Genomic DNA, 17,067 nt, shown 5'->3' with positions numbered 1-17,067 from the left:
ATGCTATACGTTTTTTTAAGTATCTGTTGCAGTGTTATTGTTTCGGTTATGCTAAAGCTGGCCAGGCGCTATCATATTGATGTTTTCCAGGCAATCACCTGGAATTACTCAATGGCCATACTGCTTACCTGGATATTTTTTAAACCATCTCTATCAAACCTGCAGGAGACTCCAATTTATAATTACGTGGCGCTTGGGATATTATTTCCATTGATTTTTGTAATTATGGCATCGTCGGTACGTAAGGCAGGTATAGTGCGTACAGATGTGGCGCAACGTTTATCGCTGTTTATACCTATAGTTGCAGCATTCTTTTTATTTGGCGAAGCATCAAACACAGTTAAAATAATTGGTATTGTGCTGGCTTTTATTGCTATTATATGTTCAATCCCCTGGCAAAAAAACGCGGGCAACAGAATAGAAAAGGGCTCGTGGTTTTATTTGCTTATTGTATTTTTAGGTTTTGGAGTTATTGATGTATTATTAAAACAGATAACCAAGGTAAACAACGTACCGTTCACTACGGCTATCTTTATCATATTTATACTGGCGTTTGTATTATCGCTGATTGGATTGTTTTACCAGGTTATTACAAAAAAAATGCGTTTTTCCTGGCCGCATATTTTAATTGGCTGGGTATTGGGTATGTTTAACTTTGGTAATATACTATTTTACCTAAAGGCCCATAAGGTGCTGGCAAACAATCCATCATCTGTATTTTCGGCAATGAACATCGGTGTTATTGTTGCTGGTGCTTTGGTTGGTATGCTGATATTCAAAGAAAAACTTAGTCTGCTTAATAAAATAGGAATAGTGATAGCTGTATTGGCTATTGTAATCATCTACTTTCCGCAAACGCTGGGTTTTCTGTACCTGTAATATTTAATATTCATTACGAAGGCCGATAACCGCTTTTGCTTTAAACTTTCAGCTACAGCTTTAAAAATGCTTTTTGACGATACTTACCAAACTATAGAAAAACCAACCGAAAGCCTGTTTCGCGACCGGGGCAGTAAATTCCTTGGCTTTGYATATCCTATCAGGTCAGAAACTGAGATTAAAGGCATTGTTGCTAAACTGAAAGCCGAACATCCCAAAGCCAATCACCATTGCTGGGCCACGCGGTTAAGTATCGATAGGTTGGTGTTCAGGATAAATGATGATGGTGAGCCATCGGGCACAGCCGGGCGGCCTATTTTAAATACGCTGTTATCAAAGGATCTTACCAATATCCTGGTTGTAGTTGTGCGCTATTTTGGTGGTACATTGTTAGGCGTTCCCGGTTTGATCAATGCTTATAAGGTTGCTACCGAGGAGGCCCTGAAGCAGGCAGTTATTATCCACAAAACCGTAAACGATGTTTATACCATTACATTTGATTACCTGCAAATGAACGATGTAATGCGGATAATTAAGGATGATAACCTGGATATACTTGAACAGCAATTTGACAATGATTGCAGTATACAGCTTTCTATCCGCAAAACACAGGTAGAACAAACTCTGGGTAAATTAAATAAGGTGAACGGGCTAAAATCCCTGTACAATTATAGTCTATAATGGATATATATCTATTTTTCCAGAATAAATATCAATGCCGATTTATAGATGTACGACAGTTCATGTCGTACATCTTTTTTTTATTTTCGCCTTTAAGTTTCTAATAATAAGACAATTACAAGACTAAATGCGAAATAGTTAAAAAAAATGACAATACCTCACTTTTGTACCGGAACACACAAATCGATACACATTTACCAGCCACGTTAATGTTATTGTTAACCTGTTAGTTCAGCCTTAATTTTAACGCTCAATTAATGCCTTTTTAATTCCTGTTTTGTGGCTTAAATGACTATTTTAGTCGCATATGCAATCTTTTGAATTAGATAAAACCGATCTGCTCCGCATTAAAACCGCCCTTGAGGGCGATGATGCTGATTTAGAGGTTGTTTTGCAGGACTACCACGCTTCGGAGATTGCCTTACTCTTTGAACAGCTTCCGCAGGAGGCGAAAGAACGCATTATCAATATCCTGCCAACCGACGTTGCCTCAGAAGTAATTTCGGAAATGGACGAGGAGCATCATCCCGAAGAACTGCTCATTAACCTGCATCCCGAGAAAAGATCGGAGATTGTAGAGGAGCTGGACTATGATGATGCCACCGATATTATTTCACAGCTCGACGAGGATCAGCAGCATGAAATATTAAAGGATATTGACCAGGAAGACGCAAGCAGCATTCGGGCCTTGTTAAGTTATGACGAGGATACAGCGGGTGGTTTGATGAACTCCGATATTATTAAGGTGAACATCAACCTTGATAAAAAGGCGGCGTTGGACGAGATCATCCGTCAATCTGAAGAAATGGAAGAGTTTTACACCATTTATGTTGTCGACGATTTTGATATCCTGAAAGGAATATTGTCCATAAAAGATGTAATTAAGGCCCACGCCGATGTAAAAGTGAAGGACCTGGTAAAACGCGACCCTGTTTACGTAAAGGCCGATCTTGACCAGGAGGAAGTGGCGCGCTTAATATCACAGTACAATTTAACCACTATCCCCGTAGTTGATGATAACATGAAACTGCTTGGCAGGGTTACAGTTGATGATATCATCGACGTAATGGAGCAGGAAAATACCGAGGATCTGTTAAAGATCTCTGGTGTGTCTGAAGATGAGGAACTAAGCGGTAACTGGAAAGATGCTGTAAAAAGCCGCCTGCCATGGTTGGTGATAAACTTAGCTACAGCGTATTTAGCAGCATCTGTAATCCGTCATTTTGATGATACTGTTTCCCAGGTAAAGGGAATAGCGGCGTACATGACTATTATAGCAGGTATGGGAGGTAACGCTGCCACGCAGGCTCTTGCAGTAACGGTTAGGCGTATATCGCTAAGCAACCTTACCGATAGCCAGGCATACAACACAGTTATTAAAGAGTTTTTAGTTGGTATGCTCAACGGTGCGGCCAATGGGTTAGTAGTATTTTGTATTGCCTTATTTTATGATGCCAACCCAATGTTGGGCCTGGTTTTGTTTTTAGCAATGACAGGTAATTTAATTATTGCAGGCATCACCGGTGCATCTATTCCGCTTGTATTAAAGAGGATAGGGGTCGATCCGGCAGTTGCGTCATCTATTATCATAACTACTTTTACAGATTGCGCGGGTTTTTTGTTGCCACTTTACCTTGCTACTAAGCTTTTATTACATCATTAATTTTCCAATCAAGCTTTTATTATAAATTTGAACCATCAAAATTGAGACTATGACTGAAGTAAGATACGATTGGACAAAAGAGCAGATAGCAGAAATATACAACACCCCATTGCTTGATCTTGTTTACAAGGCGGCAACTATACACCGTGAAAATACTGATTACGCCGAGGTACAGATCAGTTCACTTATCTCCATTAAAACTGGTGGTTGTTCTGAGGATTGCGCTTATTGCCCCCAGGCTGCACGTTACAATACAGGTGTTAATGTACATGCTATAATGCCTAAAGATGAAGTTATTGCCGCGGCCGAAAAGGCAAAGGCAGGTGGCGCGTCAAGGCTTTGTATGGGTGCCGCATGGCGCGAGGTACGTGATAACCGCGATTTTGACAAGGTAATAGATATGGTGAAGGCAGTTAATAGCCTTGATATGGAAGTTTGCTGTACGCTGGGTATGCTTACCGAGAACCAGGCTCAACGTTTGGCAGATGCAGGCTTGTATGCCTACAACCACAACCTTGATACATCTGAAGAGGATTACAAGCGTATTATAACAACCCGTACTTATGATGAACGCCTTGAAACATTGAAGCATGTACGCAAAGCAAAAATTTCGGTTTGTAGTGGAGGCATTATCGGCTTAGGAGAAACAGTAGAAGACCGGATCTCCATGCTGAAAACTTTGTCGAACCTGCCAAAGCATCCTGAGTCTGTGCCAATTAATGCTTTGGTACCTGTGGCAGGTACGCCGTTAGCCGATCAGCCAAGGGTATCTGTTTGGGAAATGGTAAGAATGATAGCTACTACCCGCATCATTATGCCAAAAACGGTTGTACGTTTATCAGCCGGTCGTACCGAAATGAGTGTTGTTGAGCAGGCTTTTTGCTTTATGGCAGGTGCTAATTCAATTTTTGCAGGAGAGAAGCTCCTAACCACCCCAAATCCATCATTTGATAGCGATATGGCTATGTTTGATTTGCTCGGTCTGTCGCCACGTAAAGCTTTCAAAAATGGGCGCCCGAACGAAGTGAAAGAAATGGAAAAGGACATCATCTCCTAATCAACCAGGAGATAGCATCAAGTAATTTGATAAATTTTTCCGGCCTGAAATTATCTTAATAATACCAATGTGGCATTTTGGTATGTGATTTAGCTAACAATAAAATGTGGCATAGGAAACCATTGCCACATTTTATTGAACAGTAGAAATAACCAAGTAAACTTTTTATCTTTATTCAACTTTAGTTCAGGGCTGGGTGTTCTCTACTATCGCCATAATCTTCTGGCCCTGTAACGGTTAGCGGCAATTAAAAATCAAAAAAAAATGGAACATAAAGCCATATCAATCCGACCATTCATTGGCGCCGAGAATTTTGAGCTGTCACGCAGTTTTTACCGGGACCTGGGATTTGAAGAAAGTATTTTGGCTCATAATATGTCCTATTTCAAAACGGATGGCCTGGGGTTTTATTTACAGGATGCTTATGTGCGGGATTGGATAGATAATTCAATGATTTTTTTAGAAGTTGAAGACGTTGGCCGGTATTGGAATCAACTTTTGGCTTTGGATCTTACATCTAAATATAAACGCGTAAAACTAACGCCGATTCGACAATATGATTGGGGGCGAGAATGTTTTATGCATGACCCATCCGGAATCCTATGGCATTTTGGGGAATTTTTTAAGCAGTGAAAACCAACTATTATCCGGATTTGCTGCGATATCTGTGATTATTTCGGAATATAAAAAAACCTAAACCCATCTAAATTAATGCAACATTATCAACGGTTAAATATTTTATAATGATTTGTTGAAATGAATAAAACCTTCATTATATTAGGTAAAATTTTTATTATTTTAACATAATATGAACCTGTTGCCGATTTAATGAAAAGCGATATCCCGAAAACAGAGCCAGAGTTTGAATTTCGCCGGATATTTGAGGAATATAAACGTCAGGTTTATACGCAGGTTTATGCTATTGCAAAATCGCAATATGCGGCAGAGGAAATTACCCAGGAGATATTTATTAAAATTTGGCAGAATCGCGAATTACTTAGCAGTATTGAAAATCTGGATGGATATATCTATACTATCGTTCGTAATTATTCATTAAATTATTTAAGAAAAGCCGCGAGTGATCTGCGACTTATCAACCATTTAATGAAAACTGCAGTCCCCGGTTATAACAACACAGAATCGGCAGTGCAGCTATCCGAGTACAAAAGACTTATTCATAAAGCAGTCAGCCAGCTATCGCCACAACGTCGATTGGTTTACGAACTGAGTAAGGATAACGATTTGAGTTACGACGATATCGCTTCTCAATTAAATTTATCAAAACACACCGTAAAAAACCATTTGCTCTCCGCATTGGCTTCGATAAGAGGGTATCTTACCCAAAATGGTATCGATCCAACCATTATTCTTATTTTAATGTTTATCAAACTATAGCTTTTCAAAAATTAAATGTTTATGGGAATGTTTATTTTATTTAATACAATAAATGTGATTGTTAATGGTATATTCTGCATTTTGCAAGTTGTATAAAACAACATTTTTTTAACGTTCTTTAAAAAAGAATAAAATTTTTATTTGCATTAGTCTGTTTGTGATTTTGCTGTGTCTTTAATGTAATTGCACAAATTAAATGGATCACAAACAAAGAATATCATATCTATTAAACCAATACATCAATAATGCTTGCACCCAGCAAGAATTTGATGAATTGATGTTTGAAATTAAAACTTCCCAAAACCTGATCGATTTTGATAAGGTGCTAAAAAAACATTGGGCAAAGTCGGCTCATACGACTAACCAACATAACGTAAACTGGGATGGTATTTATGAAAATGTCAAAGCGAAAACGCAAAAGCGTCATAATACCGCAAGGATGTTTAAATACGCCGCATGCTTTGCTTTAATATTTCTTGTGTGTGCTATAAGTGTATATAAGTATAAGAAAGTTGTCATTGGTACAAAATATTTAACCGCTTATTCTTTGCCTGCAAAAACCAAGGTAATAACATTAGCTGATGGCACCCGTGTTACCTTAAATGCGAACAGCGATTTGCGCTACCCACAAGAATTTAATGGTACGACAAGAGAAGTTTATTTAAAAGGCGAGGCTTATTTTGAGGTAGTTCACGATGAAAAGAAACCATTTATTGTTTATTCGGGCACGCTAAAAACACAGGTTTTAGGCACATCATTCACGATTAGCGCTTATGACGAGCACCGACCCATAAAAGTGACCGTTTTAACCGGCAAGGTAGGTCTGGTTGATCAAAGCAATAAAGCGCATGTTATACTTACCCCTGGGCTTTGTGCCACCACTGATCAAACAAACCAAAACTTCGCAATAAGCCATATTGCCGACCCGGCTGATGCCATTGCATGGCTGGATGATAAGTTGACGTTCGAGAACGCAACATTGGCCGATGTGGCAAATGCTTTAAGCAATAAATATGCAGTCAACATTAAAATATCAAATCATCAGTTGGCGGCACAGCGTATCACAGCGATATTTCAGAACCAAACTCTGCCTGACATTTTAAACGGTATTACCAGGCTTACGCATTCTAAATACCACGTTAATAAAAATGTTTATACCCTATTTTAATAAATAAACCTAATGATAAACCTTAAAACTAATTGCCTATAGATATCATAACAACAACATAAAAAGGTTGAGTGTGATTGCAGCACACCCAACCTCATCAAGCTTAAGCTTAAACAGTTCATAGTTTTCCGTAAGGGCATTTAATCACTAAAAATTCTCATCAAGTATATGACAAAAAGATCTTTGTCCTCTAACAGGCTGCGCAAGGCTGTAAGCAGGATAGTCATCGTCACGGGGTTTTTAGTCATTTGCTGCCTCAAAACCAGTGCGGTAAGTCGCATTACGCCAGATTTAGATACTCCCATATCGCTGAAAGTGAAAAACATGTCCGTTAAAAACGTATTAAAAAAAATCAACAAAACGATTAAGTTGAGTTTTGTTTTCAGTAACGAAATAATTACCGATCAAACGGTAACTATTGAAGTTAAAAATGAAAAACTGGGTTTGGTATTATCAAAGATATTAAATCCGCTGGGCATGGAGTACTCGCTATCGGGCAATATGATCCTGATAGAAAAAAAACAGCTTCGTCCTGCCGGGCGCCTAAAAACAACGCCTGCGCAGGTAACGGGCAGGGTAACAGATAATGCCGGTGCAGTACAAAGTGCCACAGTAAAGGTTAAAGGCACTGCGATTGCAACCAGCACTGATACCAATGGTAAATACAGCATTAGCGTACCTGGTGAAAACGCGGTTCTTATATTTTCATCTTTAGGGTATTTAACACAGGAAATTGTAGCTGGTGACCACAAAATTGCCGATATAAAATTTCTGGAAGAAACCAGCGAACTGAACGAGGTTGTGATAACAGCACTTGGTATCTCGCGTCAGCGAAATGCTTTGGCTTATTCTGTTACAGAAGTAAAAGGCGATGAATTTACCCAGGCCCGAGAAAACAATGTGGCTAATGCGCTTACCGGTAAAGTTGCAGGTGTAAATGCCACCGGCTTATCCACAGGGCCTGGCGGATCAAGCCGGGTGATTATCCGTGGTAATGGCGCTCTATCAGGCGACAATCAGCCTTTGTATGTAGTTAACGGAATGCCGCTGGAAAACTCGGTACCAGGTGGCAGTGCGACGACGAACGGCAGCGCAGGTAATGTTGACAGAGGGGACGGCATAAGCGGCATTAACCCGGATGATATTGAGTCTATCAGCGTGCTTAAAGGAGGCACGGCAGCGGCGCTTTATGGCGCAAGGGCCGCTAATGGCGTTATACTAATAGCCACAAAAAAAGGGCATGCACAAAAAGGTACTGGTATTGATTATAATTCGTCTTTTACCCTGGAGACGCCCGCCGTCTTTCCCAATTGGCAGTATGAATATGGCCAGGGCGATAATGGTGTGAAACCAACAACACAAAACGAAGCAATCCAGACGGGCCGCCGGTCTTTTGGAGCAAAAATTGATGGCTCTTCCTATGTTACCGCAGATGGATTAACCCACCCTTACAGTGCGCAGAAGGATAACATTCAGAACTTCTATCAAACAGGTACCACTTTTACCAACACTTTGGCTTTCACCGGCGGCACAGAAGCAATCAGCTACCGTTTTTCTGTGGCAGACCTATATAGCAAAAGTGTGCTTCCTAACACAAACTATGATCGCAAAACCGCTAATCTTAGCATTAACGGTAAATTGGGTAAACATATTAATCTCGAAACCTTAGTACAATATAATATTGAAAATGCAAATAACAGACCGACAGCTGGTGATGCTTTAGGTAACCCCAACTGGACACCATATATGATTGCCAATACCACGGATATCAGGTGGGTAAAACCTGGCTATAATGCAAGCGGCAATGAGATTGCCTGGAACGATGCCGCCATTGCAACTAACAGTTATTTCGTAACCAATAGGTTTAAAGAAAATGATAACAAAAACCGGGTCATTGGCCAGGCTGGCGTTACAATTGGGATCGTTAAAAACCTTTCATTAAAAGGTGTTGTAAGCCGCGACTTTTATTATTATAACTATAAATATATTCTGCCAACCGGTACATTATATGTTCCAAACGGTCAGTACAGCGAACTGAAAGTTGATGCTTCTGAAACTAACGGACTATTAATGCTTAACTATAATGGCAAGGTAACCCGGAATTTTGGTTTAACAGGTTTTGTTGGTGGTAACCAGCAACGTTCYGCTTACAATGAAAGTAACATTACGGGCAGCAATTACATAATACCTTATTTCTACAGCTCAACTAATCTTTCAACCATTTCAACTACACCCACCAATAACAAAATGGCTATAAATTCATTAATGGGTTCGGCAGACATCAGTTTTAAGAATTTTGCTTACTTAACAGTTACCGGCCGCCAGGATTGGTTTTCTACCTTGAGTCCCAAAAACAATAGTCTTTTCTATCCTTCAGCGGGCCTTAGTTTTATTCTTTCTGAGGCGTTTAAATTACCCGAAGTGATTAATTATGCCAAGTTCAGAGTTTCGTATGCGCAGGTAGGCGGCGGTGCACCAAGCCCATATCAAATTAACCAGGCTTTTACTATGCCACCAAGTTCGGGACAGCCGTTGCAAACTGTTTCCAGTACAACTATTACCAATTCTAAGCTTCGCCCTTATACATCAACTACAACCGAAGCAGGAGTTGAAGCGCGTTTATTTAACAGCCGTTTAAGTTTTGACATTACCTTATATAATCGAAAAACCACTAATGATATCGTTTCTACAGCTATCTCCGGTACCAGCGGCTACAGCAACGTGATCTTAAATGTAGGTGAACTAAGCAATAAAGGCATTGAGCTATTGTTGAACGGTACCCCCGTCAAATCTAAAGACTTTAGCTGGAGTGCCAGCTATAATTTTGCCTATAACAAGAATGAAGTTGTAAGACTGGCCCAGGGGCTTGACCAGCTCCAGATGGCAGCCTCAGTTAATGGCTGGGCTTACATCAATAACATCGCCGGCCAATCATACGGTTCAATAGTAGGCACGCGCATTCTCAAAAATGCTAATGGTCAAACAGTATTCAATACTACTACGGGTCTACCTGTTGCAACCGGGCTGCAAACTTTGGGCAAGGGAGTTCCCCCGGTAACTATGGGTTTCTTTAGTGATTTTCGTTACAAAAAAATTTCTTTAAATATCCTGGTCGATGGCAAATTTGGCAACAAAATCTTTTCATTGATGGAGGTTTATGGCACCCGTTTAGGTTTAATGAAAACTACTTTACCGGGGAGGGAAAACGGCTTGCAGTTAAGTGGTGTTGACCAGGCCGGCAACCCATATTCAAGAACGGTACCTGTGTCAAATCTGCGGAGCTACTACGATAACTACAAATCTTACTCTGAGCTTTTTTTGCACGATGGTGGTTTTGTAAAACTTCGTCAGCTGATATTAACCTACAACATTACGGCTGATTTGCTGAAAGCAATAAGCATACAGAATGCTTCAATCTCGTTTGTTGCGCGTAATCTATTCACCATCTACAAACAGACAAGCAATTTTGATCCAGAGTCGGGCTTTACGAATGGATCAGGTCAGGGTTTTGAATCTTTTGGGTTACCAAGAACAAGAAGCTACGGATTAAATCTAATGGTCAAATTTTAATATTATCAACAAACTTAAAATAACATAATAACAATGGAAAGAAGATCAATCTTAAAAAAACTGCTGGCTTCGGTAGCCGGAATTTCGGTATTTGGTTTCGCAAAAGCAGGTATTGCAAAAAGCGACGAAAAAGAGGTCAATAACATTACCAAACACCAGGATGTGCCCCTGTTTTCAGGCTCTACCAAATTGGGCAATATGGTTTTTGTAGCTGGCAAGGGCGCTCACGTTGAGCCATTTGAGATAAAAGCCCATACCGAAATTGTATTAAAGGAACTTGAAAATGAGCTTAAAAAAGCAGGCTCATCAATGGAAAAGGTATTAAAAGTAACCGTGTTCCTGAATGATATTGCTGATTACCAGGGTATGAACGAGGTTTATAAAGGCCGTTTTGGTAAAAATCCACCGGTACGTACTACAGTAGCCGTGGCAAAGGGCGGTGTTCCGGGTAATTCGTTGGTTGAAATGGATTGTATCGCATATATATAGTATCAATTAAATTATACGGGTTTATATGAAACGTAGAGATATACTAAAAGGCCTTACCTTATTACCATTAACCAGTGGATTTGTAGCCAAAGCTGCTACTTTAAATGCTACTCCGACGTCAACAGCACCCCCTAAGCGGGATTTTTTTAAAGAACTTGGTGTTACCCCCGTTATTAATGCCGGGGTAACCATGACCTTTTTATCAGGTTCATTAATGCTGCCAGAGGTATTGGAGGCTATTAATTCAACATCGCATGATTTTGCCAACATGTATGAGTTGCAAGACAAAGTAGGAGCGAGGATTGCTGAAATGCTTCATGCCGAAGCAGCTATGGTAACATCGGGGGCTTCATGCGCTATACTTTTAGGTACAGCAGCAGCTATAACGGGTACTGATAAGGATAAAATTAAGCAACTGCCCAACCTGCCGGGACCCAGACCTGAAGTTATTATGCAGAAAACACACCGGTACCTGTTTGATCAGGCGGTAAGCACTACAGGGGCAAGGATCATTGAAGTAGAAGGCCCCGAGAGTATGGAAAACGCAATAAACAGCAATACAGTGATGGCTTTATTTTTCAATGCCGCCGAAAAAAGCAGCATTACGCATGAGCAGTTTTTAAAAATTGCAAAAAAAAACAGCATCCCTACATTTTTAGATGCGGCAGCAGACGTACCACCGGTGGAGAACCTGTTTAAATTTCAAAAAATGGGATTTGATTTAGTTACTTTTTCGGGTGGTAAAATGATTCACGGACCTCAAAGCGCAGGCATACTATTCGGCCGTAAAGATCTCATAACTGCCGCCCGGCTTAATCACAGTCCTAATGAAGCGCCGATAGGCCGGCCGATGAAGGTGAATAAAGAGGAAATGTTTGGCATGTACGCGGCCCTAAAAGCGTACCTCGAAAAAGATCACCGTAAAGAGTGGGATGACTGGCTGCAACGCGCAAAGCATATTGGTAACCAGTTAGAAACCATTTCTACAGTAAAAACTAAAATAGTTGTTGACCCCGGGCCGGCCAATGCGTTTCCAAGCTTACACGTTACCTGGGATAAAACCAAAATAAAAACAGACCCGAAAGATGTACTTGCCGCCCTTAAAAGCGGTACGCCAAGCATAGTTGCCAACAGGGATAATGACACGCTGGTTATTGGTGTAGTATTGTTAAGGCCCGACCAGGTAGATGTAGTTGCCAGCCGGGTTAAGGTTATTTTACAACAGGCAGTTTAAGCTGATTTACATTAATTATTGCTTTACAGAACAGGTTATTCCTGCTCTGACAGGATAAATATAGCCTTAAGTTTTCTGCATTATTAAAGTTAAACCATTTTAAAATGAAAAAATATATACTCTTAATGATAGTAGCCTTGAGCTCGACTATTATGGATTTAAAGGCACAGTCCTATAATATAGTAATTAAAGGAGGGCATGTAATAGATCCGAAAAACAACATCGATGCCGATATGGATATAGCTATAAAAGACGGCAAAATTGCACTGATTGTAAAAAATATTGACCCGACACAGGGCCTACAGGTTGTTGACGCTACCGGCTTATATGTTACACCGGGGTTGATTGATATCCATACCCATAATTTTTTCGGTACCGAACCAGATCACCAGTATGAAAACGGTAACCAGGCTTTGCCTCCTGATGGTTTCACATTTCGCAATGGGGTTACTACGGTAGTTGATGCAGGCAGTTCGGGTTGGCGTACTTTCCCCACATTTAAGGCACAAACAATTGATCAATCACAAACAAGGGTACTGGCTTTCATAAACATTGTGGGCGAAGGCATGCGTGGTGTCTATGAGCAAAACTCAAACGATATGGATGCTAAAATGTCTGCGTTATTGGCTCGCCGTTATCGAAATTACGTTGTGGGTTTTAAAGTTGCGCATTATGAAGGCCATGAATGGGTTGCTGTTGACCGTGCCGTTGAAGCAGGGAATATGGCTGGCGGTTTGCCGGTTATGATTGATTTTGGTGGTAGTAATCCGCCGTTATCTATCCAGGAACTGTTTACACAGCATTTACGCCCCGGTGATATTTTTACACATTGTTTTGGGCAGTTTGATGACAGAGAGTATATTGTTGATCTGAAAGCGCAAAAAATAAAACCCTTTGTGTGGGAAGCGCGCAAACGGGGTATTTATTTCGATGTTGGTTATGGTGGTATCAGTTTTACTTTTTCCCAGGCCATACCAGCCGCAAAAGACGGCTTTTTTCCAAATTCGATCAGTACGGATATACATTCGGGAAGCATGAACAATGCAATGAAGGATATGCTAACTACTATGTCTAAATTTCTTAATATAGGTATGACCATATACGATGTAATACAAGCCACTACTTCAAACCCGGCAAAAGAAATTAAACACGAAGAGCTGGGAAACCTTTCTATTGGCTCAGATGCTGATGTTGCCATTTTGAATGTCCGTAAAGGTAAATTTGGATTGTTTGACTATACCGGCTACAAGATTGTTGCCGATAAGAAGTTAGAATGCGAAATGACTATTCGTGCCGGGAAAATAATGTATGATTTAAATGGTATTGCTATGCCCATAGTGCCGCCAAAAATAGCTGCAAAGTCAATTGCAAGAGTTCAGTAACCAATTTTAACCTATATAACCAAATGAGAAGTGTTTTAAAAATTTGCTTGCCAATATTACTGTTTTATACAAGTAGCACTGCGCAAACGATACCAAAAGAGCAACTGGTATTTTATACGTCGGAGTGGAAAGGGGAGCGTTTTGATGATGGCCGCCCCAAAATACCGGATGATCTGCTTGCACGTGCCAAAAACATTGGCATTGAAGAGGCCTGGACTGTATTGCGAAATGAAGGTTACAATAATCAGTTTGAAAGCGGCTGGAAAATGGTGAACGATGACATTCCAGTAGTTGGCCGTGCCGTAACAGCGGTGTTTATGCCCAGCCGGCCCGACGTAGAAAAAAACATTAAAGAACGAGGTATTAAGCAAGGCAGAAAGGGTAACACCAATGCATGGCCTATTGATTTACTACAAAAGGGTGATGTTTACGTAGCCGATGGTTTTGGAAAAATAAAAGGAGGAACATTAATAGGCGACAATTTGGGTAGCTCAATATTCAGTAAATCAGGTAACGGAGTGATCTTCGATGGCTCGGCGCGGGATCTTCAGGGTTTAAAAAGCATCCCGGGTTTCAATGCATTCGTTCGTGACTTTGATCCGTCCTATTTAGAAGAGATGGTACTAATGGGGCTTAATACCCCCATAAGAATAGGGCATGCCATTGTGATGCCAGGCGATCTGGTCATTTCCGAAAAAGAAGGTGTGTTGTTTATACCTGCTCACCTGGCAGAAAAGGTCATCGCCACTGCCGAATTTATAGCGCTGCGGGATGAATTTGGACACGCTATGCTTAAATCCGGCACATATAGTACAGGCGAAATTGACAGCCAGTGGACAACGCCCATCCAGGATGCATTTTTGAAATGGCTTGACCAAAGCCCCAATAAAGTAAAAATGACACGTGCGCAGTTAGACGCGTTCATGGAAAAAAGGACCTGGTAGTTATACAAAACTAAACTGTAAAGAATTGAATAAATTCAACATTTATAAAATTGTAGCAGGATTATCTATGATATGCCTGCTTATTTTGGTCGCCTGCTTTTGCCGTGGAGGTATTGAACAGGCCGGACCGTTCCTCATCGCTTTTTTTATAACGCTGGCAATTTCTTTTCGGGGATTTACGCTGCTAAAAGGCTTCTCTTATACGCTTATTATATTTGCCGCGGTTACTACCGCGTTATATTATCCGCAGTATTTTATTCAGATAAACGGTTTCACGTTGGCTATGCTCATTACACCGCTTATACAGCTTATTATGTTTGGCATGGGCACATCTATGGGTATTAAAGATTTTGCAGGCGTAATAAAAATGCCTAAGGGTGTATTTATTGGCGTATTCAGCCATTTTTTGATCATGCCGGCGTTGGGATTCACATTAGCCAAACTAAGTGGTTTTCCACCTGAAATTGCCGCAGGTATAATTTTAATCGGTTGTTCGCCAAATGGAATGGCATCAAATGTTGTTTCGTACCTGGCAAAGGCCAACCTGGCCTTATCCATTACTATTACGGCCGTTTCTACCATGCTTGCGCCATTTTTAACACCGTTATTGATGAAATTGCTTGGCGGTACTTTCGTTAAAATAGATATGTTAAAAATGATGTGGGATATTACCAAAATGGTGATATTACCAATTGGAGCTGGTATTGTGTTTAATAAGTACCTGCTTAAAAGAGCAAAGTGGCTGGAGAGCGTTATGCCGATTGTATCAATGTTCGGTATTGCATTTATTATTGTGATCATTACTGCCGCCGGGCGAAGCAGCCTGCTTAACATTGGTTTCATGCTGGTTTTACTGGTATTAATCCATAACCTGATGGGCTATACCCTGGGCTACTGGGCTGGCCGGCTGTTTAAAATGGATGAACGCGATTGTCGTACAATGGCGATAGAGGTAGGTATGCAAAATGGCGGCCTGGCATCGGGTTTGGCTAAAGAGATGGGTAAAGTTGCAACCGTTGGTTTAGCCGCGGCCGTATTTGGCCCGTTAATGAACATTACAGGTTCTTTACTGGCAAATTACTGGCATCGCAAACCAATTATGGCGCTTTCTGAAAAAAATGGGATCCCTGGTTCATCAGGTGCGGGGGGATATGCCATAGAAAGTACTAATCAGGCAAATTTTTTGGATAATGAAAAATAAAAAAACTACCTTTCAACCTGTCATTACAAGTGTATATTAAAGTTTGAAACAATAAATTGTTAAAAATAGAATATGAAAAACTTATCAATATTAGGCAATAAGTCAATTTACCATTTTTTTAAGATACAAATTATCCTGTGTTTATTTGTTTTTACGGCATTTAAAACATCCGCCGGTGAAACGGAACCGAAGAAAGACCCTGATGTGATTGGCAGGTGGAATATTACGATCACCAAAGCAGGTAAAAATTTACCCTCCTGGCTGGAGGTGCAGAAATCCGGTACACATACGCTGATTGGTCGTTTTGTATATGCTTTTGGAAGCGCACGTCCTATTTCAGAGGTCAAACCTGATAATGGTAAATACAGCTTTTCTATTCCTCCGCAATGGGAAGAAGGGAAGAGAAACATGGATTTTCAATTTGAAGTTAACGGCGATAAACTAAAAGGCACCATGGTTTATACCGATGGCCTTACCTATGAATTTACGGGTGTTCGCGCGCCGTTGCTTATTAGATCTAAAAGCCCGGTTTGGGGGGCGCCGGTGAAATTGTTTAACGGAAAAAATGTTAAGGGCTGGCATGCAGATGGTAAAAATCAATGGATAGCGGAAGGTGGTATTTTGAGGAGCCCGCATTCGGGAGCCAACCTTATAACCGATAAAACTTTTACCGATTTTAAACTTCATATTGAATTCAGGTACCCGCAGGGAAGCAACAGCGGCGTTTACCTACGGGGCAGGTATGAGTTGCAGATCATCGATACAAAAAGCGGCGACCCTGAGCCTATTAACAACCAGTTCAGCTCAATCTATGGCTTCCTGCCGCCCAGTAAAATGATGGCGAAAAATCCGGGAGAGTGGCAGTATTACGATATTACATTGGTTGGCAGAATGGTAACTATTATAGCCAATGGAAAAACGGTAATATGTGATCAGGTAATCCCAGGCATAACCGGCGGTGCAATAAACAGCATGGAAGGAGAACCTGGCCCGATATTGATCCAGGGGGATCATGGGCCGATTGATTATAGGAATATTGTTATAACTCCCGCCAAATAATAGAGAACGCTAATAAACAACAACGTCTTCCTGAGAATCAGGAGGACGTTGTTGTTTCTTGACATATTAGAATCGAACCATTTATCGAAGATTTGGAGCGTTTGGCTGCTCTATCTGACAAAATGAGTCGATTTCGGTAGATTAAAGCTCATAAGAAAGCAACCTTTCTCTCTGATTTTAAAACGTCAGGAATTTGACTGCTATAGAATATCTTTCTGCATGATGCATAAAGGATCATTTTTCCGACGTCAAATCAGGCTCTTCAAATCGATAGGCGTACAATTATTCACAGATGTTTTCCCGGAGAATTATGGTCATGCAAAAGCAGGATTTTGTGTGATAAAA

At 40.6% G+C, this 17,067-nt stretch carries 14 protein-coding genes; all 14 read left to right on the top strand.

The genetic code is table 11. The annotated features are described in order from the left end of the window. The 14 genes from AC1DO4_RS20475 to AC1DO4_RS20410 all read left to right on the top strand — a co-directional run bounded on the left by AC1DO4_RS20475 (position 1) and on the right by AC1DO4_RS20410 (position 16,722). A complete protein-coding gene (locus AC1DO4_RS20475) occupies positions 1–879 on the top strand; it encodes an EamA/RhaT family transporter (RefSeq protein WP_477419222.1) in 879 nt (292 codons plus the stop codon). Positions 880–945: 66 nt separating this feature from the next. Further along, positions 946–1,560, top strand: a complete 615-nt coding sequence (locus AC1DO4_RS20470) for an IMPACT family protein (RefSeq protein ID WP_477419220.1) — start codon at positions 946–948, stop codon at positions 1,558–1,560. A gap of 307 nt (positions 1,561–1,867) precedes the next feature. Next, entirely contained in the window at positions 1,868–3,223 is a 1,356-nt protein-coding gene (mgtE, locus tag AC1DO4_RS20465; protein ID WP_477419218.1) for a magnesium transporter, read from the top strand. Positions 3,224–3,272: 49 nt separating this feature from the next. Further along, positions 3,273–4,280, top strand: a complete 1,008-nt coding sequence (gene bioB / locus AC1DO4_RS20460) for a biotin synthase BioB (protein ID WP_477419216.1) — start codon at positions 3,273–3,275, stop codon at positions 4,278–4,280. A gap of 264 nt (positions 4,281–4,544) precedes the next feature. Further along, positions 4,545–4,913 carry a VOC family protein gene (locus AC1DO4_RS20455; RefSeq protein WP_477419214.1) on the top strand — a complete coding sequence of 123 codons (369 nt, stop codon included), beginning with the start codon at positions 4,545–4,547 and terminating at the stop codon, positions 4,911–4,913. 195 nt (positions 4,914–5,108) lie between these two features. After that, entirely contained in the window at positions 5,109–5,675 is a 567-nt protein-coding gene (locus tag AC1DO4_RS20450; protein WP_477419212.1) for an RNA polymerase sigma factor, read from the top strand. 196 nt (positions 5,676–5,871) lie between these two features. Further along, positions 5,872–6,843: a FecR family protein gene (locus tag AC1DO4_RS20445; protein WP_477419210.1), complete on the top strand. Its 972-nt coding sequence runs from the start codon at positions 5,872–5,874 to the stop codon at positions 6,841–6,843. 168 nt (positions 6,844–7,011) lie between these two features. Further along, positions 7,012–10,413 (top strand): SusC/RagA family TonB-linked outer membrane protein, encoded by a 3,402-nt coding sequence (locus AC1DO4_RS20440; RefSeq protein WP_477419208.1) that lies wholly within the window; start codon positions 7,012–7,014, stop codon positions 10,411–10,413. 33 nt (positions 10,414–10,446) lie between these two features. Then, positions 10,447–10,902: a RidA family protein gene (locus AC1DO4_RS20435; RefSeq protein WP_477419206.1), complete on the top strand. Its 456-nt coding sequence runs from the start codon at positions 10,447–10,449 to the stop codon at positions 10,900–10,902. Positions 10,903–10,927: 25 nt separating this feature from the next. Next, on the top strand, positions 10,928–12,136 hold the full coding sequence (locus AC1DO4_RS20430) for an aminotransferase class V-fold PLP-dependent enzyme (RefSeq protein ID WP_477419204.1): 1,209 nt from the start codon (positions 10,928–10,930) through the stop codon (positions 12,134–12,136). 104 nt (positions 12,137–12,240) lie between these two features. Further along, positions 12,241–13,518 carry an amidohydrolase/deacetylase family metallohydrolase gene (locus AC1DO4_RS20425; RefSeq protein ID WP_477419202.1) on the top strand — a complete coding sequence of 426 codons (1,278 nt, stop codon included), beginning with the start codon at positions 12,241–12,243 and terminating at the stop codon, positions 13,516–13,518. Between the two features lie 23 nt (positions 13,519–13,541). After that, positions 13,542–14,462, top strand: a complete 921-nt coding sequence (locus AC1DO4_RS20420; RefSeq protein WP_477419200.1) for an RraA family protein — start codon at positions 13,542–13,544, stop codon at positions 14,460–14,462. 25 nt (positions 14,463–14,487) lie between these two features. Then, a complete protein-coding gene (locus AC1DO4_RS20415) occupies positions 14,488–15,663 on the top strand; it encodes a bile acid:sodium symporter family protein (protein WP_477419198.1) in 1,176 nt (391 codons plus the stop codon). A gap of 72 nt (positions 15,664–15,735) precedes the next feature. Beyond that, entirely contained in the window at positions 15,736–16,722 is a 987-nt protein-coding gene (locus tag AC1DO4_RS20410; RefSeq protein WP_477419196.1) for a 3-keto-disaccharide hydrolase, read from the top strand. The last annotated feature ends 345 nt before the right edge of the window (positions 16,723–17,067 follow it).

This window comes from Mucilaginibacter sp. P5_A6 (assembly GCF_056400585.1).
This window is presented reverse-complemented; position numbering and strand designations above follow the sequence as displayed.

Coding starts and splice junctions, on each gene's coding strand:
- AC1DO4_RS20475 (WP_477419222.1), top strand. CDS start 1: ATGCTATACGTTTTTTTAAGTATCTGTTGCAGTGTTATTGTTTCGGTT.
- mgtE (WP_477419218.1), top strand. CDS start 1,868: ATGCAATCTTTTGAATTAGATAAAACCGATCTGCTCCGCATTAAAACC.
- bioB (WP_477419216.1), top strand. CDS start 3,273: ATGACTGAAGTAAGATACGATTGGACAAAAGAGCAGATAGCAGAAATA.
- AC1DO4_RS20455 (WP_477419214.1), top strand. CDS start 4,545: ATGGAACATAAAGCCATATCAATCCGACCATTCATTGGCGCCGAGAAT.
- AC1DO4_RS20450 (WP_477419212.1), top strand. CDS start 5,109: ATGAAAAGCGATATCCCGAAAACAGAGCCAGAGTTTGAATTTCGCCGG.
- AC1DO4_RS20445 (WP_477419210.1), top strand. CDS start 5,872: ATGGATCACAAACAAAGAATATCATATCTATTAAACCAATACATCAAT.
- AC1DO4_RS20435 (WP_477419206.1), top strand. CDS start 10,447: ATGGAAAGAAGATCAATCTTAAAAAAACTGCTGGCTTCGGTAGCCGGA.
- AC1DO4_RS20430 (WP_477419204.1), top strand. CDS start 10,928: ATGAAACGTAGAGATATACTAAAAGGCCTTACCTTATTACCATTAACC.
- AC1DO4_RS20425 (WP_477419202.1), top strand. CDS start 12,241: ATGAAAAAATATATACTCTTAATGATAGTAGCCTTGAGCTCGACTATT.
- AC1DO4_RS20420 (WP_477419200.1), top strand. CDS start 13,542: ATGAGAAGTGTTTTAAAAATTTGCTTGCCAATATTACTGTTTTATACA.
- AC1DO4_RS20410 (WP_477419196.1), top strand. CDS start 15,736: ATGAAAAACTTATCAATATTAGGCAATAAGTCAATTTACCATTTTTTT.